The 24563-nt window shown below is 45.4% G+C and carries 25 protein-coding genes; 16 read left to right on the top strand and 9 right to left on the bottom strand.

The window, feature by feature from the left end:
• Window positions 1-1757 (top strand): CHAT domain-containing protein (locus QUB06_RS15285; RefSeq protein ID WP_333435972.1); only part of this gene is annotated, 1757 nt, incomplete at its 5' end.
• A gap of 255 nt (window positions 1758-2012) precedes the next feature.
• On the opposite strand, the gene QUB06_RS15280 is transcribed toward QUB06_RS15285, so the two are convergent.
• Window positions 2013-2819 carry an SDR family NAD(P)-dependent oxidoreductase gene (locus tag QUB06_RS15280; protein ID WP_333435971.1) on the bottom strand — a complete coding sequence of 269 codons (807 nt, stop codon included), beginning with the start codon at window positions 2817-2819 and terminating at the stop codon, window positions 2013-2015.
• Window positions 2820-3652: 833 nt separating this feature from the next.
• Complete coding sequence (locus QUB06_RS15275; RefSeq protein ID WP_333435970.1) at window positions 3653-5086, bottom strand: carotenoid oxygenase family protein; 1434 nt, start codon at window positions 5084-5086, stop codon at window positions 3653-3655.
• 194 nt (window positions 5087-5280) lie between these two features.
• On the opposite strand from QUB06_RS15275, the gene QUB06_RS15270 reads away from it, so the two are divergent.
• The 7 genes from QUB06_RS15270 to QUB06_RS15240 all read left to right on the top strand — a co-directional run bounded on the left by QUB06_RS15270 (window position 5281) and on the right by QUB06_RS15240 (window position 13032).
• On the top strand, window positions 5281-6318 hold the full coding sequence (locus QUB06_RS15270; protein ID WP_333435969.1) for an LD-carboxypeptidase: 1038 nt from the start codon (window positions 5281-5283) through the stop codon (window positions 6316-6318).
• A 101-nt stretch (window positions 6319-6419) separates the two neighbouring features.
• Window positions 6420-7175 (top strand): class I SAM-dependent methyltransferase, encoded by a 756-nt coding sequence (locus QUB06_RS15265; RefSeq protein ID WP_445251386.1) that lies wholly within the window; start codon window positions 6420-6422, stop codon window positions 7173-7175.
• Window positions 7176-7396: 221 nt separating this feature from the next.
• Window positions 7397-8398 (top strand): cytochrome c oxidase subunit II, encoded by a 1002-nt coding sequence (locus QUB06_RS15260; protein WP_333435968.1) that lies wholly within the window; start codon window positions 7397-7399, stop codon window positions 8396-8398.
• A 78-nt stretch (window positions 8399-8476) separates the two neighbouring features.
• Complete coding sequence (ctaD, locus tag QUB06_RS15255; protein WP_333435967.1) at window positions 8477-10282, top strand: cytochrome c oxidase subunit I; 1806 nt, start codon at window positions 8477-8479, stop codon at window positions 10280-10282.
• 143 nt (window positions 10283-10425) lie between these two features.
• Complete coding sequence (locus QUB06_RS15250; RefSeq protein WP_333435966.1) at window positions 10426-11049, top strand: heme-copper oxidase subunit III; 624 nt, start codon at window positions 10426-10428, stop codon at window positions 11047-11049.
• A gap of 297 nt (window positions 11050-11346) precedes the next feature.
• Entirely contained in the window at window positions 11347-11628 is a 282-nt protein-coding gene (locus QUB06_RS15245; protein ID WP_333435965.1) for an HNH endonuclease, read from the top strand.
• 171 nt (window positions 11629-11799) lie between these two features.
• Window positions 11800-13032 carry a hypothetical protein gene (locus QUB06_RS15240; RefSeq protein WP_333435964.1) on the top strand — a complete coding sequence of 411 codons (1233 nt, stop codon included), beginning with the start codon at window positions 11800-11802 and terminating at the stop codon, window positions 13030-13032.
• A gap of 14 nt (window positions 13033-13046) precedes the next feature.
• On the opposite strand, the gene QUB06_RS15235 is transcribed toward QUB06_RS15240, so the two are convergent.
• The 5 genes from QUB06_RS15235 to QUB06_RS15215 all read right to left on the bottom strand — a co-directional run bounded on the left by QUB06_RS15235 (window position 13047) and on the right by QUB06_RS15215 (window position 16599).
• Entirely contained in the window at window positions 13047-13346 is a 300-nt protein-coding gene (locus QUB06_RS15235) for a (2Fe-2S) ferredoxin domain-containing protein (protein WP_333435963.1), read from the bottom strand.
• A 122-nt stretch (window positions 13347-13468) separates the two neighbouring features.
• A complete protein-coding gene (locus QUB06_RS15230) occupies window positions 13469-14443 on the bottom strand; it encodes a cysteine synthase A (RefSeq protein ID WP_333039694.1) in 975 nt (324 codons plus the stop codon).
• 65 nt (window positions 14444-14508) lie between these two features.
• Window positions 14509-15093, bottom strand: coding sequence for a Uma2 family endonuclease (locus tag QUB06_RS15225; protein WP_333435962.1), 585 nt, complete (start codon window positions 15091-15093; stop codon window positions 14509-14511).
• Window positions 15094-15128: 35 nt separating this feature from the next.
• Complete coding sequence (locus QUB06_RS15220; RefSeq protein WP_333435961.1) at window positions 15129-15713, bottom strand: Uma2 family endonuclease; 585 nt, start codon at window positions 15711-15713, stop codon at window positions 15129-15131.
• Window positions 15714-15960: 247 nt separating this feature from the next.
• Complete coding sequence (locus tag QUB06_RS15215; protein ID WP_006632618.1) at window positions 15961-16599, bottom strand: peroxiredoxin; 639 nt, start codon at window positions 16597-16599, stop codon at window positions 15961-15963.
• Window positions 16600-16759: 160 nt separating this feature from the next.
• On the opposite strand from QUB06_RS15215, the gene QUB06_RS15210 reads away from it, so the two are divergent.
• From QUB06_RS15210 to QUB06_RS15175, 8 genes are all read left to right on the top strand, one after another.
• Window positions 16760-17035 carry a hypothetical protein gene (locus tag QUB06_RS15210; protein WP_333062925.1) on the top strand — a complete coding sequence of 92 codons (276 nt, stop codon included), beginning with the start codon at window positions 16760-16762 and terminating at the stop codon, window positions 17033-17035.
• Between the two features lie 95 nt (window positions 17036-17130).
• Window positions 17131-17382 (top strand): cupin domain-containing protein, encoded by a 252-nt coding sequence (locus tag QUB06_RS15205; protein WP_333435960.1) that lies wholly within the window; start codon window positions 17131-17133, stop codon window positions 17380-17382.
• A gap of 663 nt (window positions 17383-18045) precedes the next feature.
• Window positions 18046-18921, top strand: a complete 876-nt coding sequence (locus QUB06_RS15200) for a ChaN family lipoprotein (RefSeq protein ID WP_333435959.1) — start codon at window positions 18046-18048, stop codon at window positions 18919-18921.
• Between the two features lie 52 nt (window positions 18922-18973).
• Entirely contained in the window at window positions 18974-20224 is a 1251-nt protein-coding gene (locus QUB06_RS15195) for an AAA family ATPase (protein ID WP_333435958.1), read from the top strand.
• On the top strand, window positions 20221-20853 hold the full coding sequence (locus QUB06_RS15190) for a retron system putative HNH endonuclease (protein WP_333435957.1): 633 nt from the start codon (window positions 20221-20223) through the stop codon (window positions 20851-20853). The genes QUB06_RS15195 and QUB06_RS15190 overlap by 4 nt, the downstream gene beginning before the upstream one ends.
• 460 nt (window positions 20854-21313) lie before the next feature.
• The gene (locus QUB06_RS15185; RefSeq protein ID WP_333435956.1) at window positions 21314-21895 is read left to right on the top strand and encodes an NAD(P)H-dependent oxidoreductase; all 582 of its coding nucleotides are present in this window, start codon (window positions 21314-21316) and stop codon (window positions 21893-21895) included.
• 34 nt (window positions 21896-21929) lie between these two features.
• Complete coding sequence (locus tag QUB06_RS15180; RefSeq protein ID WP_333435955.1) at window positions 21930-22514, top strand: helix-turn-helix domain-containing protein; 585 nt, start codon at window positions 21930-21932, stop codon at window positions 22512-22514.
• Between the two features lie 3 nt (window positions 22515-22517).
• Window positions 22518-23087 (top strand): PIN domain-containing protein, encoded by a 570-nt coding sequence (locus QUB06_RS15175; protein WP_333435954.1) that lies wholly within the window; start codon window positions 22518-22520, stop codon window positions 23085-23087.
• Window positions 23088-23453: 366 nt separating this feature from the next.
• Here QUB06_RS15175 and QUB06_RS15170 read toward each other — a convergent pair whose 3' ends face one another.
• Together QUB06_RS15170 and QUB06_RS15165 are read right to left on the bottom strand one after the other, a co-directional pair.
• A complete protein-coding gene (locus tag QUB06_RS15170) occupies window positions 23454-23618 on the bottom strand; it encodes a hypothetical protein (RefSeq protein ID WP_333435953.1) in 165 nt (54 codons plus the stop codon).
• Window positions 23619-23684: 66 nt separating this feature from the next.
• Window positions 23685-24518: an inositol monophosphatase family protein gene (locus QUB06_RS15165; RefSeq protein ID WP_333435952.1), complete on the bottom strand. Its 834-nt coding sequence runs from the start codon at window positions 24516-24518 to the stop codon at window positions 23685-23687.
• Window positions 24519-24563: the final 45 nt, after the last annotated feature.

Below are 24563 nucleotides of genomic sequence, written 5' to 3'. Positions count from 1 at the left end.
TCCCCCTTTTTCGGGCAGTAGGCGATCCCGCTCTTGAAGCTCTCACCCTTTACAACAGGGCTTCTGTCAAACGTAACCAAAACAATCTTACCGAAGCCCTCAATGACATTGAATCCTCTCTCAAAATCATCGAAAGCCTCCGCACCAAAATTGCCAGCCCTGAACTCCGCAGCTCATACTTTGCCACAGTACAAAACTACTACGAATTCTACATCGATTTGTTAATGCAACTGCATAAAACTAATCCTAAATTCGGTTATGATACCAAAGCCTTAGAAGCCAGCGAACGTTCGAGGGCCCGCAGTCTCCTCGAACTCCTCGTTGAAAGTAACGCCAACATTCGCGAAGGCATTTCCCCCGATTTACTGCAACAAGAAAAGAGCCTGCAACAGCAACTCGATGCCCTTGAAAAGCAGCGCATCGAAGCAGTCAGCACCCCCAATCCAAATCAAACTAAAATCGATGAAATAGACAAACAGCGCCTCGCACTTTTGCAACAATATCAGGAACTTCAAACCAATATTCGTACCGCCAGCCCCCGCTACGCAGCCCTCACCCAACCCCAACCTTTAACACTGCCAGAAATTCAGAAACAGATTCTCGATGAAAACACGATTTTATTGCAGTATTCCCTCGGTGAAAACCGCAGTTATTTGTGGGTTGTGACATCAACAGGACTAACTAGCTATGAATTGCCAAAACGCGCAGATATTGAAACAGCAGCTAAGGACTTCCTAGAGACAATAACTAGCCCAATCCAGAGAGATATTCCCCAACAAGTTGCCCAAGCAAGTGCAAATCTGGGTCAAGTAATTTTACAACCCGCAGCAGCCCAATTAGGCAATAAACGCTTATTAATTGTTCCCGACGGCGTGCTGCACTATACCCCTTTTCAAGCTTTAACTCTTGCCCAAACCCGGGGACAAAATACCAATGTTCCCTTAATTGTCGAACATGAAATTATCACTCTGCCTTCTGCCTCAACTCTCGCTATTTTACGGCAAAATTACGGAGATAGAAAACCGCCGGGCCGAACTTTAGCAATTTTAGCAGACCCTGTTTTCAGTCCAGATGATGAAAGAATTAAAGGGAAAATCACCCCAGAAACAATAGAAAAATTACAAGCAAACAACCTCGGTTTAAATCAATCGCTTCGTGCTTCTAATCGGGGATGGCCACCCGAACGCCTACCATTTAGCCGCCAAGAAGCCCAAACAATATCTAGCTTATTCCCCTCAGCTTCTATCCGTCAAAAGATTGATTTTGATGCCAATCGCACTACTGCTACCGATGGCAGTTTAGCCAATTATCAAATCGTTCACTTCGCCACCCACGGCATAGCCAACAGCAAAAATCCCGAACTGTCAGGAATTCTGATGTCTACGGTAGATGACAAAGGCAATCTTGTCAATGGCTTCTTGCGCCTCACGGATATTTTCAACTTGAAACTGGCGGCAAATTTAGTGGTTTTAAGTGCTTGTCAGACGGGCAGGGGACAGAATGTTAAAGGCGAAGGAATGGTGGGATTAACTAGAGGTTTTATGTATGCGGGGGCGCAGCGGGTGGCGGTGAGTTTGTGGTATGTGGATGATGAAGGAACTTCTGTGTTAATGCAAAAGTTTTATCAAAAAATGCAGCAACAGAAGTTAGCACCGGCGGCAGCTTTGAGGGCGGCGCAGATGGAAATGATGCAGGAGGAAAAATGGAAATCGCCCTATTATTGGGCTGCTTTTACCTTGCAAGGGGAGTGGAAATGATATACACCATTTTTGCTGGTAAGTAAGTACATAGCCCTTCTAGGGACACGGCAATGCCCATTGGTATCAACTTAACGTTAAATCGGTAGTCCGACAGTCCGATAGTCCGATAGTCCGACAGTCCGATAGTCCGACAGTCCGATAGTCCGACAGGGAATTCATTCCCTGGCGGACTAACGAGTGGGCGGGCTGACAGCTTAAGCTGACACCAATGGCCGAAGATCCCGCCCATAAAAGGGTTTATCGCCCGCTATATCAAGCCTCCCGCAATTTACGGCCCCGCGATTTATCCCGAAGTTCGGGAGTCGCCATCCGCAACACAAAATCCAGCAACCAAGGCGCAATTCGGTGACACCAAACTGCTAGATGACTTTGCCATCCTACCAAGATTTCCGGTGCATCTTTCTGCAATCCCGCGACAAGTGCTAAGGCAACTTTTTCGGGAGTTGTGGGCACTACCCAGCGGAATTGCTCCAAGTCTCGCACCATGTCGGTATCTGTTAGAGATGGCAGCAAAGCTGTGACTCGAACATTGTAGGCTGTTAACTCGCTGCGTAAAGCTTGGGTGAATCCCAAAATCGCAAATTTGGTAGCAGAATAAGTTGCCATTGTGGGCGCGGCAATTTTTCCCATTAAGCTCGAAACATTGACGATTGTTCCCTCTTTTTGAGTCGCCATTCGCCTCGCAATCAAGCGGGTAATTGTGTAGGTTCCCAGTAAATTCAAGGCGATTTCTTCCTCGATTAACGGCAGCGGAGAACGCAAGAATGATGCTTGGTGGGCGACGCCTGCACAGTTGACTAGCAGGTGAATCGGGCCGCAATCTCGCCAAGCTTGGGCGATCGCAATATTCACCGCTACTGACTGAGTTAAATCCAAAGCTAACGGCACTACTTCTGTGCCAAAAAGATCGATTTCCTCTGCCAGTTCAATTAATTGCCTGCGGTTGCGCGCCACAATCAACAAACGTTTGACTCCTTGTCTCGCTAATTCCAGGGCGATCGATCGCCCAATTCCGCGCGAAGCTCCTGTAACAAGAGCTGTTTTTCCTTGAAGTTGCATAGATTAAACCTTTTGGTAGATGCTCACTGCGGCACGGAGTTATGAGTTGTGAGTTGTGAATTATTAGTTATGAGTTGAATGTTTTGGCGGTAACAACTCATAATTCATAATTGTTGAAAAGGCTATCTTGTTTCGATAGACCTCATTTATTTGTGGGGTTAACTCAAAACTAAAAACTGTTGAATCGCTAACGTGCGCGTGAGTTGAACTAAACTTTACTTTGGGTTTGCCAGAAATCAGTCAAATATCTGGTCTTTTAACCTCATGCCAGCAGACCAAGCTGAGATGAGAAAACCTAATCTGGAATCATGCCAAAGCGGGCTTTATTACCGCTTTTTCTTCAGTTCGCGGAGAGGGACTTTTCCTGTCTAGCCGCGAATTTATTCGCCGGGGAGTGGTTATCAGCCGGGGCTTTCTTCAGTCGGCGGAGGCGGACTTTGCCTGTGTAGCCGCGAATTTATTCGCCGGGATATTCACCGCGAATTTGTCATTTACTGGGGTTCAAGAACCCCTCTTTGTTCAGTCCCTGGAGGCGGATTTTGCCTGTGCAGCCGCGAATTTATTCGCCGGGAATATTCGCCGGGATTGGTTATTCGCCAGGGCTTAATTACCCCTCTTTTTTTAGTCCGCAGAGGCAGACGATATCCTGTGCAACCGCGACTTAAAATCGCCGGGGATTCGTGCGAATTGGCACAGGATAATTGAGCAATGCAGATTATCAATTCCACACCTCCTAGATATGAGAATTTCCTATCTACACACACCTTAACAACTTGACAGAGAAGCGGCAACAATTTTTAATAAATCTTCCGCAACACTTCTTTACAATTTTCTCATACTGCCGATTTCCAAGTGCCGTGAAAGCCCAAAGGTATGACACCGGGCAATTCTAGCTTGCAAACAGGTTCGCGGGAAAGTCCGTCGCTGTCAAATATCCAGACTTCGCTGCTGTCAGAATTGCCGTCATAAATAACTGTTACTATCCAACCTTTCTCCGACGAAATATCTGGAACGTAGATGGGCTCTGCGGGATAGCGATTTTCGCCCAAGTCGGCAATTGTGAGATTGCGGGTTTGCGTGTCCAAACGGGCGATCGCACCGTAACGTTCCGGTACAATATCAACGTCAGGCCGATACATTGCCAGATAAATATATCGCGAGTCTTGCCCTATTTCTGAAGCAGGTACCGTCGGAAATTCGCAAGCTTGATCCAGCAATTCTTCGGCTGCTGTCACTTTGCCAGTTTGAGGATTGAGATGCACCCGCCACAGGGAACCCTCCGCATCGGTGAGAGTTTCGCCCGCCGCTACTTCTTTCAGCCGCTGATTAGTTTGAAAGTCAGCGAAGCGCACAAAATCAACCGCTACCGAACCATCTTCCTTGACAAAACCGTTAGCAAAATGCCACTGAAACCAAGGTTCGGTTTCGCCGCGACTCACTAAAGAGAGAGTTTCAGAGTCAATAACTAATATCTGCGTTCCTAACTCTGGTTTCCATTCAAAAGACTCGCTGTAACTGCTAATTCCAGCTAACACTGGTAAAGCTTTTAGTCGCATCGGTGGCACAAAAAATATGAGATACTTTCCCGCAAAGACAAAATCGTGGATCATGGGAATTCCATCTAAAGCAACACTTGCTTTTTGCACGATTTTGCCTGTAGGATCGCTTTTATACAGATTCAACTTTGTAGTCGCACCCTGTGCAATCCCAAAGTTAAAAATATTCCCAGTAATCGGGTCACGCTTGCAGTGAGCGGAATAAGCAGATCCACTCTCTAAACTGCCTAAATCGTCCGTTCCGCGAGTTTCCAAGGTTTGCAAATCGAGGCTGTGAGGCAAGCCGGCTTCCCACAAAGCTAAAAGGCGATCGGGCAAAGCTAAAACTGAAGTATTGGCAACATTTTTAACAGATTTAGTCCACCGCAACCACAGAGGCACCGGTGCTGTCATGCCATAATTACTGTAGAGAAATTTATCAGCTTTTTCCTCAGCTTGATATCCCGCTGTCTTCACGTAGCGATAGACAGCCGCAGCACCGGCATCGGTAAAATGTACTGCCAAAATTGCACCATCGCCATCAAACCAGTGTCCCGCATTCATGCCGCCGCGTTCCAAACGTGCGGGCCCGTTACGGTAGAGAGTGCCGCGCAATCCTGCGGGAATTTTACCGCTTTTAACGGATAACTGAGTCAGCGGAAATTCCGCAGCAGGAAGGGCTAAAGATTTGGCCCAGGATTTTTTAGCTGAGATTTTAGTGTCGGTTTTCATTTGAAACTCGCAATTTTAAAGTGATATGGCAGAAATTTTCCTTTACAATTATAGCAAAAATCATCTATAACAGTGCTCGCGTGATCCATTCATCAAGGAATTAACAATTCCTCAATCCCCCAATCTAAAATCTAAAATCTAAAATCTAAAATCTCAACCTGTACCTCACTGAATCGAACAAGGGTATAACAGCTATGACTCTCCGCCGCCGTGCTCTGCTGACAACTTTTGGGCTGACTGCTATTGGTACTCAGCTTGTGCCGTTAGCGAAGCCCTCGAATCGGATCGCGCAAACCAACATATCTCCCAAAAGTGCGATCGTGAAGCCGCGCCGCCTGCAAGTTGGCGATACAGTAGCTTTAATCAATCCTGCCGCTTTCAACTACAAAAAAGAAATCGAGGATTTTTTTAAAGTTATGGAAAAGCTGGGTTTAAAAGTTAAATTGGGAGAGCATTTTTACGATCGCTACGGCTATTTAGCTGGCAAGGATGCCGATCGCGCCGCCGATGTCAACGCAGCCTTTGCCGATGACTCAGTGCGAGCTATTTTTACCGGGATGGGCGGCTGGGGCTGTGCTCGGATCTTGCCCCTCCTGGACTACAATATTATCGGCAACAACCCCAAAATTATTATGGGATTCAGCGATATTACGGCGCTGTTATTGGCGATTTATGCTAAAACTAATAGAGTTACTTTTCACGGCCCTTTAGGTGCGTCAACTTGGAGTCCCTTTACAGTGGATTACGTCAAAAAAGTTTTGTTTGACGGAGGTTCTGTGACGATGCAAAACTCCCAAAGCGTTCAAGTTCAAACAATCGGGCGGGGCACAGCTAGGGGAAAACTAATCGGCGGCAATTTATCAGTAATCGCAGCAATGGTGGGTTCTGCATATTTACCGCAGTGGGAAAACAGTATTTTGTTTGTTGAGGAAGTTGGCGAAGAAGTTTATCGCATCGATAGAATGTTGACGCAGCTCAAATTAGCCGGCATTCTCGATAAAATATCAGGTTTTATTTTCGGACAGTGTACCAAGTGCGAAGCTGAAAAACCCCAAGAGTCCCTAACCTTACCTCAAGTATTGTCCGACCACATTCGCCCTTTGAAGATTCCTGCGTGGTATGGTTCAATGGTGGGACACATCCGGGAACAGTTCACTTTGCCGATCGGTCAAGAAGTCGAAATCGACGCTGACTCTGGTACAATTAAATTGTTAGAATCCGCTGTCAGCTAAATCTTAAACTATTCTCGATATTCGCTCGGCTCTTCCTCTGGTTCTGCATTACCGCGCAGAGCCTGGTAAGGAAAAAATTAAACCTACCATTAAGGACGATCGTGAAAAACCGACAATTCATCAAACCGCTAGCAGCAATTATCTTAGCAATAATTTGCCTGTTGCCGCTCAATGCCTGTGCAGCAGCAAGTAAAACCGCAAATGGCGACGCCATTTACCAGCAGCGAACAGTCCACAATCCAGACGGTATCGGCAAATTTTACATGGGTCGAGAAATTGCCCAAGTCATGGGATATCAAGGCGCTGGTTGGCTGGAAAGACCGTCTCGCGGCATGGAGGAAAAATCAGCTCGATTAGTTAACAATCTCGATTTAAAACCAACCGATATTGTAGCAGACATTGGGGCGGGAACGGGATATTTTAGCTTTCGCATCGCTCCCTTAGTTCCAGAAGGAAAGGTTTTAGCAGTTGATGTGCAGCCGGAAATGATAGATTTTATTAAATTGAATAAACAAGAAAAAAATATTGCTAACGTTGAGCCAGTTTTGGGAAGTATCGACAATCCGAATTTGCCCGAAAACAGTGTAGATTTAGTTTTGATGGTCGATGCTTATCACGAATTTGCATATCCCAGAGAAATGATGCAAGGAATTGTGAAAGCACTCAAACCGGGAGGCCGCACGGTATCGATCGAGTATCGAGGCGAAAACCCGCTGATTCCCATTAAAGGTTTGCACAAAATGACGCAGAAGCAGGTGAAAAAAGAAATGGCCGCCGTCGGTTTAGTATGGAAAGAGACAAAAGATATGTTGCCCCAGCAGCATTTGATGGTGTTTGAGAAACCATCTCAAATTTAGCAGCCAAACAGAGCGATTCTTTACCATTTTTAATCATTTTTGTCAAGGTACAAAAGACGTACTTTTGAGGCGCGCGGGCGATCGCTCAAACATACTAAGCCTTAAGTAACCCTTAAGATAGACATTTTACTAAAAATACCATTTACAATTAAAACTTGATAACCCAGAGGCGCTTCCTTCATTTTTCAAGCGAAGAAGTGTCGCTATTAAGAAGTACCAGCGTGAACATTCCAAGTTCCATCCTCACCATGCTCGCCGGCATCGGAGTGACTCTGATCAGTCTCTGGTACGGGCAGAATCACGGTTTGATGCCGATCGCCGCCTCTGACGAAGCATCCGACATAGACGCACTTTTCAATACAATGATGACCATTTCCACTGGACTATTTATCATGGTGCAGGGAATTCTCATCGTTGCTGCAATTAAATATCGCCGCCGTCAAGGAGACAATACAGACGGGCCGCCTTGGCATGACAACTTTCCCTTAGAAATTCTTTGGACAGCCGTGCCGGCGGTGATTATTTTAGGAATCGGAGTCTACAGTTTTGAGATTTACAACTCAATGGGAGGCCTCGATCCGATGGGCAATCACGACCACGGCACCATGCAAGCGCACTCTAAAATGCGGGGAAGTGCGATCGCAGCCACACTCTCAGATACACCCCAAAACGCCCCTCAAATTCCGTCTCAAAAACTCGTTGCTTTAGGGGTAGGCGCTTCCCCAGAAAATGAAGACAAACCAGCCGACTTAGTTGTAAATGTCACTGGTTTGCAGTACGCCTGGATTTTTAGCTATCCAGAAAGCGGCGTTAGTTCCGGCGAACTGCATATGCCACTCAACCGCGACGTACAGCTAAATATCTCAGCTCAAGACGTGCTGCACGCATTTTGGCTGCCGGAATTTCGCCTCAAACAAGATGCAATTCCTGGGCGGCCGAGCGAACTGAGATTTACACCAACTAAAACCGGCGAATACCGGGTTGTTTGTGCTGAATTGTGCGGCGCTTATCACGGAGCGATGAAAGCTGTAGCAGTCGTTCACACGCCCGAAGAATTCGACGGTTGGCTGCAAAGCCAGCAAGTTGCTAGCAGTCAAAACTTAGAGCAAGCAGTTGCAGTCAATCCTGGGGAATTGTCAGACGGTGAATTTTTGGCTCCCTACGTCAGGGAAATAAAAATTAATTCCGAAACCCTAGAACAACTTCACCCAACTCATCACTAAAAATAGTCATTAGTTCCTGGCACTGGGCCTTTGATCCTGAGCTAATAACTAATGACTAATAACTAATGACTAATAACTATGACACAAGCACAGTTCCAAGAAAGTGCCAACACTGAGGCTCGCGGAACAGCGCCCGCCGATAGACATTGGCGCGACTACTTCACGTTTAATACCGACCACAAAGTCATCGGTATTCAATACCTGGTAACAACATTTATTTTCTATCTAATCGGCGGCGTGATGGCAACTTTGGTGCGAACAGAACTCGCCACCCCCGACGCCGATTTTGTCACCCCCGAACTCTACAACAGTTTATTTACTGTTCACGCCACGGTGATGATCTTCCTGTGGATCGTACCCGCCGGAGCCGGATTTGCTAACTTTTTGATCCCCTTAATGATCGGGGCCAAAGACATGGCATTTCCCCGGCTGAATGCCGTTGCCTTTTGGATGATTCCCGTAGGTGGCGTGTTGCTGTTGAGCAGTTTTTTGGTAGGAGCTCCGCAGGCGGGTTGGACTTCCTATCCGCCTTTGAGCTTAGTTACTGCCCAAGCGGGAGAAGAAATTTGGATTCTCAGCGTTTTGATTCTGGGAACTTCTTCGATTTTGGGGGCGGTGAATTTTGCCATTACCATCTTTACCATGCGGGTTCCGAGCATGGGTCTCAATGATATGCCTTTGTTTTGCTGGGCGATGATTGCGACTTCAGCGCTGAGTTTGATTGCTACTCCAGTCTTAGCGGCAGCTTTGATTTTGCTGTCGTTTGACTTGTTAGCAGGGACGGCATTTTTTAACCCGACAGGCAACGGCGATCCCATCGTCTACCAGCATTTATTCTGGTTTTATTCGCACCCGGCAGTTTACATTATGATTCTGCCCTTTTTCGGGGTGATTTCAGAAGTTTTGCCGGTGCATTCGCGCAAGCCAATTTTTGGTTATTTGGCGATCGCATATTCCAGTCTCGCTATCAGCTTTTTGGGCTTGATCGTGTGGGCTCACCATATGTTTACCAGCGGCACTCCCGGCTGGCTGCGGATGTTTTTTATGATCACGACTATGATCATCGCCGTACCAACAGGGATTAAAATATTTAGCTGGTTGGCAACTATTTGGGGAGGAAAACTCCGGCTTGTCAGCGCGATGCTATTTGGGATGGGTTTTATCTCAACATTTGTGCTCGGCGGCATCACCGGGATCATGGTAGCTTCCGTACCTTTTGACATTCACGTTCACGACACTTATTTTGTCGTCGCTCACCTACACTACGTGCTGTTTGGCGGCTCAGTGTTTGGCATTTACGCTGCTTTTTACCACTGGTTCCCCAAAATGACGGGGCGGATGATTAATGAATTTTGGGGTAGAGTTCACTTTGTTTTAACCTATGTGGGCTTTACTGTAACTTTCCTGCCGATGCACGCTTTGGGTATGCAAGGAATGCCTCGGCGGGTGGCAATGTACGACCCGAAATTTACCACAATTAATGTCATTTGTACTGTCGGTGCTTATATGCTGGCAGTGTCTACAATCCCGTTTATCATTAATGTGATTTGGAGCTGGATGTACGGCCCGAAAGCAGGTGACAATCCTTGGCAAGCTTTGAGTTTGGAATGGATGACGACTTCGCCGCCGCCTATCGAAAATTTTGAAGGAGTGCCGGTATTGGCAACGGGGCCTTACGATTACGGCATGGAAAAAATTCAGAATACTGGGGAACGTCTCAGGCTCAAGCTGAGGGAAAATGCTACCCGCAACGCCCAGAAAACAGGTATTCCTATTGCGGAGGCTCAAGCTTCAACTTTCTTTGGGGGTACTGCAACTTTGGTCGCTCCTGAATCAGAGGTAAATGCTGATTCTCCTGCTGATGAAAGTCAAGATGGCGAATAGTTATTAGTCATCAGGCATTAGTCATTGGGCATTGTTGACGGTTGACTGTTGACTTTTGACTGTTAACTAATGACTGATGACTAATGCCAACTGACAACTGACAACTGACAACTGACAACTGACTTCTTCATTACCAATTTCTTATGCAAATTCCAGCGATCGATCCGACAAAAACAGCCCTAAATTACCACCACGAGGGCGAAGTAGAAGCACACGGTGTCGAGCACCCCGACCACCGAATGTTAGGGGTAATTGTGTTCCTGTGCGCTGAAGGCATGATATTTTTCGGTATGTTTGCCGCGTATTTGATTTATCGGGCGATGGCCCCCGTGTGGCCTCCTGAAGGTACGCCAGCGCGAGAGTTGTTGCTGCCGGGAATTAATACGCTGATTTTGATTGCTAGCAGTTTTGTGATTCACAATGCTGATACTGCCATCAAAAAGAATGATGCCACCGGAATGCGGAATTGGTTGCTCGTAACTATTGCTATGGGCGCAGTTTTCTTGTTCGGTCAGGTTTACGAATACACTCATTTAGAGTTTGGCTTGACGACTAATTTGTATGCCAGTTGCTTTTACGTTTTGACTGCTTTTCACGGCTTGCACGTTACCTTGGGAGTGCTGTTGATGGTGGCGGTGGTGTGGCGATCGCGCGCGCAAGGTCACTATTCTAGCGAGCACCACTTCGGAATCGAAGCGACTGAGATTTACTGGCACTTTGTGGATGTGATTTGGATTGTTTTGTTTCTGTTACTGTATATTTTGTGATCCCAGAGGCTTTTCGACCTCTGCCACAAGAGATTTATATGACCCCCAATTGGGGGTTTTTTTATTGTTTGGAGAGTGCGATCGACTTTCATTCACCTCCTCATATCAAATCCGTTAGCATCGGAATAGTAAATTCGAGTTCACGGTTGACTGTTCACTGTTCACTGTTCACTGTCAACCGTCAACAGTCAACCGTCAACAGTCAACATCATAAGGAGTGTAACCGGAAATGATATCAAAGCCGATCGCGCTAAACTAAAAGTAGCAATTCCCCTATCCAACAGCATTGAGAAAATTATGCAGTGCGAATTGTGCGATCGACAAATGGAAGCATTAACCGCCCATCACCTCATCCCCAAGCAAAACACCAAGCGGAAAAACGAAGATCCCAGCCCGACAATCGACATTTGCTCAGCCTGTCACCGCCAGATTCACTCTCTATTTGACAACAAACACCTCGCCCAAGAGCTCAACACCCTGGAAAAGCTCAAAAATGACCCTGAACTCCAGAAATTTCTCTCTTGGATTAAGAAACAAAAAACCGACAAACGCATCCAAGTACGCGGCAAAAAAGCTTGATTACAGAGCCAGAACTCAGATATATAGTCCTGAAGGCAGTTACTGTCTGAAACCCGGTTTATTCATAAATTTTTCGTTTCCTAACCCACAATTGTGCAGAGAAACCCGGTTTGTTTGCGTAAATCCTAGTATAGTGATTTACTTATTCGTAACAAGCTGCCAACAATTATCATGAACCTCACCTCCCTGGAACTCGCAAAAGACCGAGCGCGCATCTACAAAAACTACCTTCAAATGGAAATAGATGCCAAAGCTAACATAAACAAACTAGCCTTTTTAGACCGGGGTATTGAAAAATCTCCTTACCAACAAGAAATTAAAAACTATCCCGATTATCTCAAACAAAAACCCGACGGCTTAAAAGTAATTAGCTCTATTCCCGGCCCCAATAATCCCCTCAAACTTACCCCGTTTCCCAGCCTGGGAGAACTACCTCAAATTAACTCTCAAGCTTTAAGTTTTCTCCACGAAGACATCAAAGAAGCCTGCGTTTGCATTGGTACTTTTGTAGAGGGCAAAATTCAGGCGCAGTGGCTGGGAAAAAACGCACTTACCAATGCTGAACAGTGGAGTGCCACTAAAATTATCGCACTCCTTAATATCGTCAGTCAAGTAAATACCAAATATCCCGACTGCGACATTGACAACTGCGTTGTTAGAGATGGCAACGGGCTAAGACACGATTTTTACTTTTACGATGTAGCAAAAGACATGATTAACTATGCCTCCAATATAGGAAGTTCAAACTCCTTAGCCGCGATGTTCAAACGCTTCGATACTCGCATAGGACTAGAGCAATGGCTCAAGAGCGCTACTGGCAATAATGACCTAATTTTTCGCGGCGATTACGGCGAAAATCCTTATCTCACCAACCCAAAAATATTCGATCTCACCAAAAAACAAGTGTTGCTAAGTGCCGCATTAAACAGCACCAAACAAAAAAATTCCGTATCTGCTTATGACTTAACCAGGCTAATTTCCATGTTAGGATGGCACTTCCATATCGAACAGCGATCGCGCATGAAAGGATCTCAGTGGAACAGCTTAGAAAGCATTGTCAGAGCAATGGGACATGACACCGCTCGATATGTAGACGTAGCAATTAAAACTTTGGGGATGGATAGCCTCATCACTTCTCCAGTAATTATCTCAAAATTGGGTTACGGACTGAGCTCGATCAGGGGAACCCTAGAAACAGTTTATGTGGCTTTAGTGCGGTTTGTTGACGAGCGGCCCAAGGCGGCGGGAAAGCCGGCAAAACTCAGAACTTTAGCCATGAGTTTGCGGGCAGAAAAAGCTGTAGGCGGTTCCAGCAGTGTCGATCGCTTGGCGATCGAACTCGACGCCAGATTTTGCGCCGAAGTCACGGAAATTCTCCGCCGATTGTTTGCCGAAGAATTTTAAAGGCGGGCGATCGGCTAATGAGAAAGTCGGTGAAACTTGCGGTAAAGCATCCTCTCCACCGGCTTTCCTCCCCGCAAATGTTGCTCAGTTATTGCCGCAACTTCTTCAGGGCAAACGCCATTGTACCAAACCTCTTCTGGCAACATTAACACCATCGGCCCGTTGCCGCACTGTCCCAAACAACTGCTAGCAACAACTTCCACTTCTGAGGGCGACAATTTCTGAAAAGCTGCCAGTACCTTTGCTGAATTTTGCTTGCGACAAGTGCGGTTTTGGCAAACAAGAACTTGCCTAGAAGATTCTGTGATTTTCATGTTTTTTACTTGACATTCTGCTACATATATGCTATTTTTTTATCATGGGAATAGGTGCGCGCATATACGCCCAGATTTTATATATGCCCAGATTTTAAGGTGCGCCGCAACGCACCCTACGGTTAATCTGGTGACAAACCTTTGGAAGCCAACCATTGTCGATCGAACAAACGCGACTGATACCGAGCCCCGCCGTCGCAGAGTACCGTAACAATCGTATGTCCCGGCCCCATTTGCTTCGCTAAAGCCACAGCCGCCCCTACATTAATCCCCACAGAACCGCCCATAAACAGTCCTTCTTTCCTCAGCAGTTGGTAAATCACCCGGACAGCTTCAGTATCGTCAATTTGGATGGCGTCGTCTACCGGGGCATTCTCCATATTAGCAGTGACGCGGGTGGTACCAATTCCCTCAGTAATCGAACTGCCTTCAGTCTTAATTTCCCCAGTTTTGAAATAACTGTAAAGCCCGCTGCCCATCGGGTCTGCCAAGACAATTCTAACAGCAGGATTTTTTTCTTTCAAAAACATTCCTACGCCCGCAAAAGTGCCGCCGGTACCCGTAGCTGTTACCCAAGCATCAATTTTCCCGTTTGTTTGTTCCCAAATTTCCGGGCCAGTTGTCTCGTAATGAGCTCGGCGGTTGGCTAAATTGTCAAACTGATTGGCCCAGACTGCATTCTCCATTTCCGAAGCCAATCTTCCCGACAATTTGACATAATTATTCGGGTCTTTGTAAGGAACAGCGGGAACAGTCCGAACTTCAGCGCCCAAGGTTTTCAAAGCATCGATTTTTTCTTGAGATTGGTTATCGGGAATCACAATCAAACATTTGTAACCTTTAGCGTTGCAAATGTGGGCCAAACCGATGCCTGTATTGCCGGCAGTTCCTTCAACAACGGTGCCGCCCGGTTTCAGCAAGCCTTTTTCTTCTGCATCTTTGATGATGTATAAAGCGGCCCTATCTTTAACGGAACCGCCGGGATTGAGAAACTCTGCTTTACCGAGAATTTCGCAGCCAGTTTCATCGCTGAAGCTGTTTAAGCGAATTAGTGGTGTGTTGCCGATTGTGCCTACAAAGCCGTTTTTGATATCCATATTTTTTGCGTGTGTGTATCCTATGATTAATTTTTACAATAAGTTGATATTTATTGCTACCAGTTCTACCAAATCTTGCTCATATTGAGTACAAATCCCGGCAAAACGGGGTCGCCGCTGACTGTCGCCGGATTCTCCAAACATTCCTCTGGCAAACCAGGACGGTAAATATAAACTCTCCGATTTTTGCGGTCAATTAACCAGCCTAACTGCACTCCTGGTTCTCTCATATATTCTTGCATTTTTTCTTGCAATGGCTTGAGATTGTCAGAAGCCGACCTCAGTTCTACTACAAAATCCGGGCAAATCGGGGCAAACTTTTGTTTTTGTTCGGGTGACAAAGCATTCCACCGTTCCAGTTTAATCCAAGCAGCATCCGGCGACTTTTCTGCACCTGTTGACAGAGTAAATCCTGTACTCGAAGTAAACGCTAAACCAGTACCATTTTGTTCTGCCCAAACCCACAGTGGCCCAAATATATTACCTTCTCGGTTTCCCGTCTCCGAACCAGTAGGAGGCATAATTAGCAATTCTCCCGATTTGTTGCGTTCAATTCGTAACTCACTATTGATTTGACAGAACTCGAAAAACTCGTCGTCTGTCATTTGCAATTTGGGCGGTATTCGCAACACAATAGTTGATGTCAACATAATTGATTTCCTCGATGGTTGCTCCTATACTAAGCTTACCAAATCTTGCTCATATTGAGTACAAATCCCGGCAAAACGGGGTCGCCGCTGACTGTCGCGGGATTCTCCAAACATTCCTCTGGCAAACCAGGACGGTAAATATAAACTCTCCGATTTTTGCGGTCAATTAACCAGCCTAACTGCACTCCGGGTTCTCTCATATATTCTTGCATTTTTTCTTGCAATGGCTTTAAGTCCTCAAAATCGGGTCTGAGTTCAACTACAAAGTCAGGGCAAATTGGTGCAAATTTTTCTTGCTGTGCTTTTGATAAAGCATTCCACCTTTCCAGTTTAATCCAAGAAGCGTCAGGCGATCGCACGGAGCCGATCGATAAAGTAAATCCCGTACAAGAAGCAAAGGCAATGCCAGTTCCGTATCCCTTTGTCCAAATTCCCAGTTCTCCAGTTAAAATAGCATTGCGGTTGCTGCTGATGCCCCCAACGAGAGTCAACAATAGTATTTCTCCCCGCTGGTTGCGTTCTATTCGCAAGTTTCGATTGAATTGACAAAACTCAAAAAATTGGTCTTCTGTCATTTGCAACTCTGGCGGCATTCGCAGTATGATCGGAGATGACAGCATTTTGCCTTTCCTCAAATCTCAATTCTCAAACAAAATTGCATAATCAGGACTTACGCGCGGCGCGATGGAAGAAACCGGGTTTTTTATCAAATCTCCGGGCTATAACCAAGTATTTTCGTAAAAAACCCGGTTTCTTGGCCCCAGGCGTAATTCCTAATAATTTCTGTGTTTGTAGTGAGGACTTCAGTCCTCATAAAAAAGAGGGAAGGACTGAAGTCCTGACTACAAACAGGGTGGTAAATTAAACCTATTTATTCGGCTGAGGAGTCATCCGCAAATAAGGCTTAATCGGCGTATAACCTTTAGGAAATTTCTCTTCCAACTCTTTCGGGTCGGTAATCGAAGGTACGATTACGCAATCGTCGCCATCTTTCCAATCAACCGGAGTTGCAACGCTGTATTTGTCCGTAAGTTGCAAGGAATCAATTACTCGCAAAATTTCATTAAAATTCCGACCAGTGCTCGCCGGATAAGTAATGCTCAAACGCAATTTCTTTTCCGGGTCAATCACAAAAACTGTGCGGATTGTTAAGTTGTTCAGCGAGTTGGGATGGATCATGTCGTAAATGTCGGAGACTTTACGATCGCCATCTGCTAAAATCGGATAATTGAGGGTAACATTTTGAGTTTCCTCAATATCTTTAATCCAGCCCATGTGAGAATCCACATCATCGACGCTGAGAGCAATGGTTTTGACCCCCCGCTTTTCAAATTCAGACTTTAGACGGGCCACTGCACCGAGTTCTGTGGTGCACACTGGAGTATAGTCTTTCGGGTGGGAAAACAACACGACCCAGCTATCGCCAGCCCAGTCGTAGAAATTGATTTCCCCTTCAGAGGAAGCTTGGGTAAAGTTCGGAACTGTATCGCCTAATCGCAGAGTCATAACTGATTTCCTCTAAATTTATTTAAGGACTGCTCCTTATCATGCCATAATTGCCCGGTTTCTCGATCGAGCTGTAAAGGATTCTAAACTTTTTGGTCGATCGATCGGCAATTCCACTACTGTAATGTATGTGTGGCTTATACCGCTAAATTTTCTTGCTATGCTTTACTTTCTGCTTAAGGCAATACAGCCTATTTTAGTCCCGCTGTGTTTTGTGTCCGCCTGGGGCTTAGTTTTTTTGCTGTGTTTGAGTGTCGGGCGTACTGTCACCGACTCCCTGCGTCGAGCTCAGCGGATGCACCAAATCCCTTGTGCTAACTGCGTATTTTTCACCGGCGACTACCACCTCAAGTGTCCCGTTCAGCCTACTATAGCTTTATCTGAAGATGCGATCGACTGTCCTGATTATCGAGGGCATTCGGGAATTTACGGTTAAAAAATCCGGCCGCCGCTTTACATATTTCTTAACATCTCTTGCTCTTTCAATTAAACTTAAGTTGTGGTAAAGAGATTTTTAGGAGTGTGGAAAGAATGCTGATTCAAAAGCTAAATGCCTGCGACGAGTTTATTGCTGGCGACGGTACTCAACTGCGAGAATTACTGCATCCAGACAAACAAGCTGTGGATTTGCGTTACAGTTTAGCCCACGCCGCTTTGCCACCGGGACAAACTTCTGCGCTGCACTCCCTAACAACTTCTGAAGTTTACTACATCCTCAGCGGCGTTGGAGAAATGCACATCGACGACGAAAATCAATTCGTGGAAGCCGGAGATGCAGTTTAGATTCCGCCAAACGCCAAGCAGTTTATTTACAACCGTGGCACAGAGCCACTAATATTTATTTGTATCGTCGATGATCCCGCGTGGCGAAAGGAAGACGAGACAATTTTCCAGTAATTTTCTAGTTTTTCTCAGTTTAGGCTCGTTACCAGGCTCTGCCCGGTAACGCATATCTAGAGGCTCTGCCTCTACTGAAAAAAACATCACAAACCGAAAATCTCTTTTAACAACAACAGCACCCAGCCATATGTACCGAGTGATTTCCTCTTTTTTCAACTTCGATGTGGAGTTGCAATAATCCTCGGATTCAGTTGCATTGCTCCCCTCTAATTAGTTGAGGAAGTATCAGCTTTGTTGGTGGGTGCTGCTATTGGTTTTTAATGAGACAGATGTGAGATTAAACAGCGTTTTTACTCCTTAGATTTTATTGTGAACTTCGCTGTGGTATCTAGAGGTTGTATCTGTCAGAGAAGCTTTTTGTTCGCTTCATATTATTAATTTAGCACCTTCTTCTAGAAGCGCAAGTACCTGCAACTAAACTTTACATTTTTAGAAGTAACGGCGGATAATTATGAAGTTAAATTAAGGATTGAGCTTTCTAGCTGCTCAGCTAAAATACTAGAGTTCGGCTGTGCTTGCTGCTGCGAGAAACGGCATAATATCTGTATGAAAACAACCAAACTCATCAAACTGTGCGCCTTATCGCTGAGTATCTTTCTGCTGTGCAGCAGCGCAGTCACAGCGCAAACCACGGCGAACCCTCAACCTGGGCAGACTTACACTAACCAAGAGATTCTGCAACAGTTGGTGAAGGCAAAAGTCGTGTATCTGGGAGAAACCCACGATAGCGCGGAAGACCACCAAGCTCAACTGGCGATTATCCGAGAAATGCAGCGGCAAAATCGGAAAATTGCGATCGCGATGGAAATGTTTCAGCGTCCCTTTCAAAGTGCGATCGACAACTACTTAGCAGGTAAACTGACTGAACAGCAATTAGTCGAGCAAACAGAGTACGATCGCAGATGGCGTTTTCCCTGGGAATCTTACGCCCCCATTTTGCGGTTTGCCAAAGAAAATCAACTACCCGTCCTCGCCTTAAATACACCATCCGAAGTAACGAGAAAAGTTGCCCGTCAAGGTTTAGAAAGCCTCACTGCGGAGGAAAAAAAGCACATTCCGCCAATATCCGAAATTCGCACCGACAACGCCGAATATCGGCAACTGCTGCTAGAAGTTTTCCAGCAACACCAAAAGGCAGGACAGGGAAATAGTACGGCTTTTGAAAGATTCTTGCAAGCCCAAGTTTTGTGGGACGAAACTATGGCGGAAAAAATAGCTGAATTTGTCAAAGCAAACCCCGACTATCAAGTTGTGGTGTTGGCGGGAAAAGGGCACATTATTTACGGTTACGGCATTCCCAGTCGCGTCGAGAGGCGTTTGGGAGTCGGGAAGGTAAAAATGCGATCGGTTTTATTCAATTCCACTGAAAATCTTCCTTTGTCGGCAGATAGACCCATTGCTGACTTTGTTTGGAAGCATTGATTTGATATGATCTCAAAAATATAACCCACTAAGCCAGAGCGAGAACCAAATCGTGAAAGTCAAGCGTCTAAAAATGAACTCATTCCGAGGCATCAGCGATTTGACCCTGGAGTTTGATACAGATGAGCCGACCGTGTTCATCGGTATCAACGGTGTGGGAAAATCCAGCATACTTGAGTGTTTGGCTATTCTTCTCTCCTGGCTGACAAAGCGAATTCAAACTCCCAATAGTAATGGACGTTCTTTCAACGAAGATGATATCAAAAAAGGATGCAAAGAAACTCACAACGAAATTACAATTTCAATCAATGACTGGGAAGTGGTATGGTCTTTAACCAAGGTCAGTAAAGGGCGAAGCAAGGATACTAGCAGCAACCTTGGGGAATTAAAAAGAGTTGTCGATCGCATACACAGTGAGTTAGAGGCTAATTCTTACGCAGCATTGCCTCTGGCTGTTTACTACCCAACTAACCGTGCCGTACTTGATATTCCTTTGAAGATTAGGACGAAACATTCGTTTGAGCAGATAACTGCTTATGACGAGATTCTCACGGGAGGGCAGATCGATTTTAGGCGCTTTTTTGAATGGTTTAGAGATCGGGAAGATTTAGAAAACGAATTACGACTCAATAATACTAATGAGTATCGCGATCGCGAACTAAAAGCAGTCAGATATGCGATCGCTAACTTACTAGACGGCTGGTCAAATTTACGGGTTAGGCGATCGCCTTTACGAATGACTGTAAACAAAGAAGGCGATGAACTGATCGTCAATCAACTATCTGATGGTGAAAAATGCTTGTTAGCACTAGCAGGAGATTTAGCAAGGCGTTTGGCGATCGCAAATCCGAATCCAGATTGCAATCCGCTTGAGGGTTCCGGCGTTGTTTTGATTGACGAGATTGAGCTCCACTTGCACCCAAAATGGCAACGGGCGATTATTCCGAATCTGAAAAAAACATTCCCAAATTGCCAGTTTATAATTACGACTCATTCGCCACAGGTAATCAGCGATCTCAAATGGGTTCATCTTTTGAGGTCAACATCTGAAGGAATTGCGATCGATCGAGTACCATCCTTTGGGAAAGATAGCAATCGGATTCTAGAAACGCTTATGGGAACTCCCGAACGTCCGCAGCAAATTAGAGAATCTTTACGTGAATTGTTTCGCTTGATAGACAATGGCGAACTCGGAGAGGCACGGCAATTTCGCCAAGAATTAGCACACAGGATGGGAGAAGAAGATCCTGAATTTGTGAGAGCAGATTGGCTAATTCAACGCAAGGAAATTCTCACTAAATGAAATATATTCAAAAGGGGAAAGAACCTAAAAATTTTTCCGACTGGAAGGCTACACAGAAGTCTCTCGGTGTCAACTATGATTACAAATATCTTTCCAACCCTGAGAAAAAAGCGGTACACATTTCTTTGCTAAGTGAACAAGGCTATATTTGCTGCTACTGCTGTATGAGAGTTGAGCAAAGCAATAGCCATATTGAACATCTAGCCCCCCAGATCAAGACTGATTCCGAATTATCTCTTGATTACACAAATATGCTAGGCTCTTGTGGCAGATATCCAAATTGGCCAGAGTATTGTGGCAATAAGAAGAAGAATCTTGCGATCGGGGTTTCGCCCCTACAAGCCAACTGTGAAGAATTTTTTGATTACTCTAGCGCTGGTGAGATACTGCCAACTGCAAATAATTTAGCTCATCAAAAAGATGCTCAAAGAACCATTGAAGTTTTGGGACTCAATCATTTTGACTTAACAGAGGGACGAAAGCAAGCATTTGAAGCACTGGAAGGAATAACACAGGAAGAGGCAGAATTATTAGCTCAAGTTTGTCAACAAATGAATGGGGAAGGGCGATACCAGCCTTTTTGTACTGCTGTTTTGTGTTTTCTAAAAAATTATTTTGGTGTTTCTTAAGTTGAATGTTACCCCAAGATTGCGCGATCGACGATCGGACTTAATAAAAATTAAATCCCACCGCATCACCCGATCGCAGATTGCAGAAACTCGATGTACCAAGGCACACTTTACATATCGGTCATCGGTCGGTTATATTTCAATACAGTTCACTTAAGACAGATCCCCCCTAACCCCCCTTAAAAAGGGGGGAACAAGAAAGCTCTTAAAGTCCCCCTTCTTAAGGGGGATTTAGGGGGATCTCCGAGCATAAGGAGTCTTAAGTGAACCGTATTGGGTTATATTTACTACAAACCGCGCGCCCGGTGTGGGAGACTCCTCAGTCACGCCTGCCCGGTTTTTTAGTGGCGACAATTTATTTAACTAATATATCTTAATGAAAGAGACAGCGAGCCCCTTCCTTTGCTAAAATTTAGCTTGGAAATGTCAAGATTATCTTGTCAAAATATCAGGAAATACCGTGAACACTAGACCAAAAATACTTGCATTTGCCGGGAGTACCCGCGAAGCATCCTATAACAAACTGCTGGTAAAAGTTGCGGCGGCTGGGGCTACGGCGGCGGGTGCAGAAGTTACTTATGTAGATTTGCGCGATTTGCCGATGCCGCTATTTGACGAAGATTTGGAAGCAAAAGAGGGAGTGCCAGGAAATGCGCGTAAATTGAAGGAATTGATGGTAGCGCATGACGGGTTTTTGATAGCTTCCCCTGAGTATAACAGTTCAGTTACGCCTGTGTTGAAAAATGCGATCGATTGGGTATCGCGCCCAGCACCGGGTGAACCGGGATTGGTGGCATTTACTGGCAAAGTAGCGGTAATTATGAGTGCTTCCCCAGGCGGAATGGGCGGTTTGCGGGGATTAGTGCATTTGCGATCGATCCTGGGGAATATTAACGTATTGGTACTCCCCGATCAGAAAGCAATTCCCCAAGCTTTTGAAGCATTTAATGCTGACGGTACGATGAAAGATGCCAAACAGCAGGACTCTGTTGAGAATCTCGGTGCTAAGTTGTCTAATGTGCTGTCGAAATTAATCGCCTGAAGCAATAAATTCATTTTGCAGTTGGGACACAGCAATGTTGTGTCCCAATCCCAGCATCTGTTATTTTGCTAGCTGCATCAAGTGCGATCGCCTCGCAAAATTGCTACGATCAGAGTCGATTGGCTGTTATTCTCACCCCCAAATTAACATGACATTCACCGGAGATCCCGACTCAGCACCTGCTTTGCCGACAGCAGCAGAAGCCGCAGTTGCCAAAACCAGCAGCCGCGCTTTAGAATCGCACTTGCAAAATCATCCGTCTGGCGAATCCCTCAAATTGATATTAAACGAAAAAGAGGGAAAAACAATTGACATACCTGCCGCAGCATTGCCACTGCTATTAGCGATTTTGCAGCAAACAAGCAGCGGCAATACTGTCAAGCTAACTCCAATTACTAAAGAACTTCATATTTATCAAGCAGCAGACATTCTGGGAGTTTCCGATAAATATATGCGGGAGTTGCTGGATGCGGGAAAAATCCCTTACAAGACAGTTAGGAACAGTCGGCGGATACGTTACGAAGATTTAATGGACTATAAGAAACAAAGTTCCGAAGAAAGCAGTAAAATTATGGATATGCTTGTCTCTGAATCAGAAGCACTCGGTTTGTACCCTTAAAAAATGGCAATTTTAACTGTTATTTACGATGCAAATGTTTTGTATTCGGCATCTCTTCGTGACTTGTTTGTAGAGTTGGCAACTACCGACATAGTTGAGGCACGTTGGAGTGAAGAAATTCACGACGAGTGGATGAGAAATGTACTTATAAACCGTCCCGATATAAGATTTGAACAGCTTTCCCGAACCAAAAGATTAATGAATGCTAGTGTTGAAAATTGCTTGGTGCAAGGCTATGAGACAATTATACAAGAGTTAGAACTTCCCGATCCGGGCGATCGTCATGTCCTCGCTGCTGCAATTCACTCTCGTTCTAAGTTTATTATTACTTTCAATCTCAGAGATTTTCCTGAAGAAGCTCTTGCACCTTACGACATTTTAGCCCAGCATCCAGATGATTTTATTTTAGACTTGCTTGACCTCAACTGGCAAACAGTATGCAAAGCAGCCGAGAAACAAAGAATCCGGCTCAAAAATCCGCCAAAAACGCCTGACGAGTATTTACAAACGCTGGTAGAATTGGGACTGCCGCTGTCAGCAAATCGGATGCGAGAATTGTGCTATCGAGAGTAGTGCGATCGCCAACCGCAGACTTTTCCGAGTTTCTTCCAAAGTTTATTCTTGTATCTTCCCACAGGCTAACTCTTCGACATAGCCAATATACCACTTATCTACTTTTTCCCACACCGCAGTAAATCAATTTACTAGACCTCTTGCAAAATAATTTTGTGCTATTATGGAAAGTTTAGCCAATTTTATAATCTAGCAGGCTGGGCAAGTTTAAGGAGATGCCAATCAACCCCATAATTCAAAGTTTGACCTAAACTTGAGCAAACTCTTAAGGAGAACACATATTTTTTTTGCAAGAGGTCTACTCTTGTGCCTCTACTTGAAAACGGGTATAATTTTATTTCAGAGAGATAATAGCTAGTGGAAAACTTACCACAAATTGTACCGAAACCGCATCACCCGATCGACGTAAAATAAAACCACCCGATCGCAGATTGGCAGAAATAGACAAGGGTAGGCATACTTAAACCATCGGTCATCGGTCGGTATATTTCTTCCAAACAGCACGGCAGGCGTGGGAGACTCCTCCGTCACGCCTGCCCTGCAGTTTTATTTAATAATTGTTCGATTTCCTACGGGATTGCTTCACTCGCGCGTAAATTACCCCATTTTTTTCTTCTTCCAAGCCTCCACAAACGGCAAAAACACCGACACCAACTCCTGCCGGTTCACCACCAAAGTCGGATAAGAAACTCTCCCGTAATTCTTCCCCACTTCCAGCGGAAAAATCCCCTGGGATTCCAGCGGCAGCCAAACCGCACCCGCCGCCTTTACAATTACCCAACTCCCCGCAATATCCCAAATTTTGGGAGTCGCTTCCACCCCTCCCATAGCCACACCCGAAGCCACAGTCAAAAAATTGTAACTAGCCATACCCAACATCCGAACTTTACTCGGAAGATGAGGCCCCATTCCCACACTCCGGGAACACAAATTAAAAATATGATTCCCGCTCATCTTATCAGCACTCGGACAAATCGGTCGATTGTTCAAAAACGCACCTTGAGGCATATTTGCCAATACGTTGTCGCCCGCCAAATCCCCTGCATAAAAACCGTGAAAAGATTGATTCACCGGTGGCAAATGCACGCAGCCAAAAACCGGAGTTCCGCGATACAATAAACCCAAAGAAATCCCCCAAATCGGAATTCCCCTAGCAAAATTAGTCGTAGCATCCAGAGGATCGACAACCCAACACCATTCATTATCTGGGAAAACGTGTTCTCCTTCCTCGCTCAAAATTCCGTGACTGGGAAAAGTAGATGCGATCGCACTTCTAATCTCCGCATCCGCCCAATTGTCAGACTGCGTAACCAAACTCCCATCATCCTTCTCATCTGCTTGTGCAGAACCGAAATCTTTCAAAAACTGCTGGCCGACTGTCTTGACAGTAGTCTGAGAAAAACTTAAAATAGAATCCCAAAAATCTTTCATTTGCAGTTTTTTTGTATTAAGGACTGAAGCCCTTGATTAACAAGA

It is taken from the genome of Microcoleus sp. D2_18a_D3, assembly GCF_036702455.1.
GTDB lineage: Bacteria > Cyanobacteriota > Cyanobacteriia > Cyanobacteriales > Microcoleaceae > Microcoleus.
This window is presented reverse-complemented; position numbering and strand designations above follow the sequence as displayed.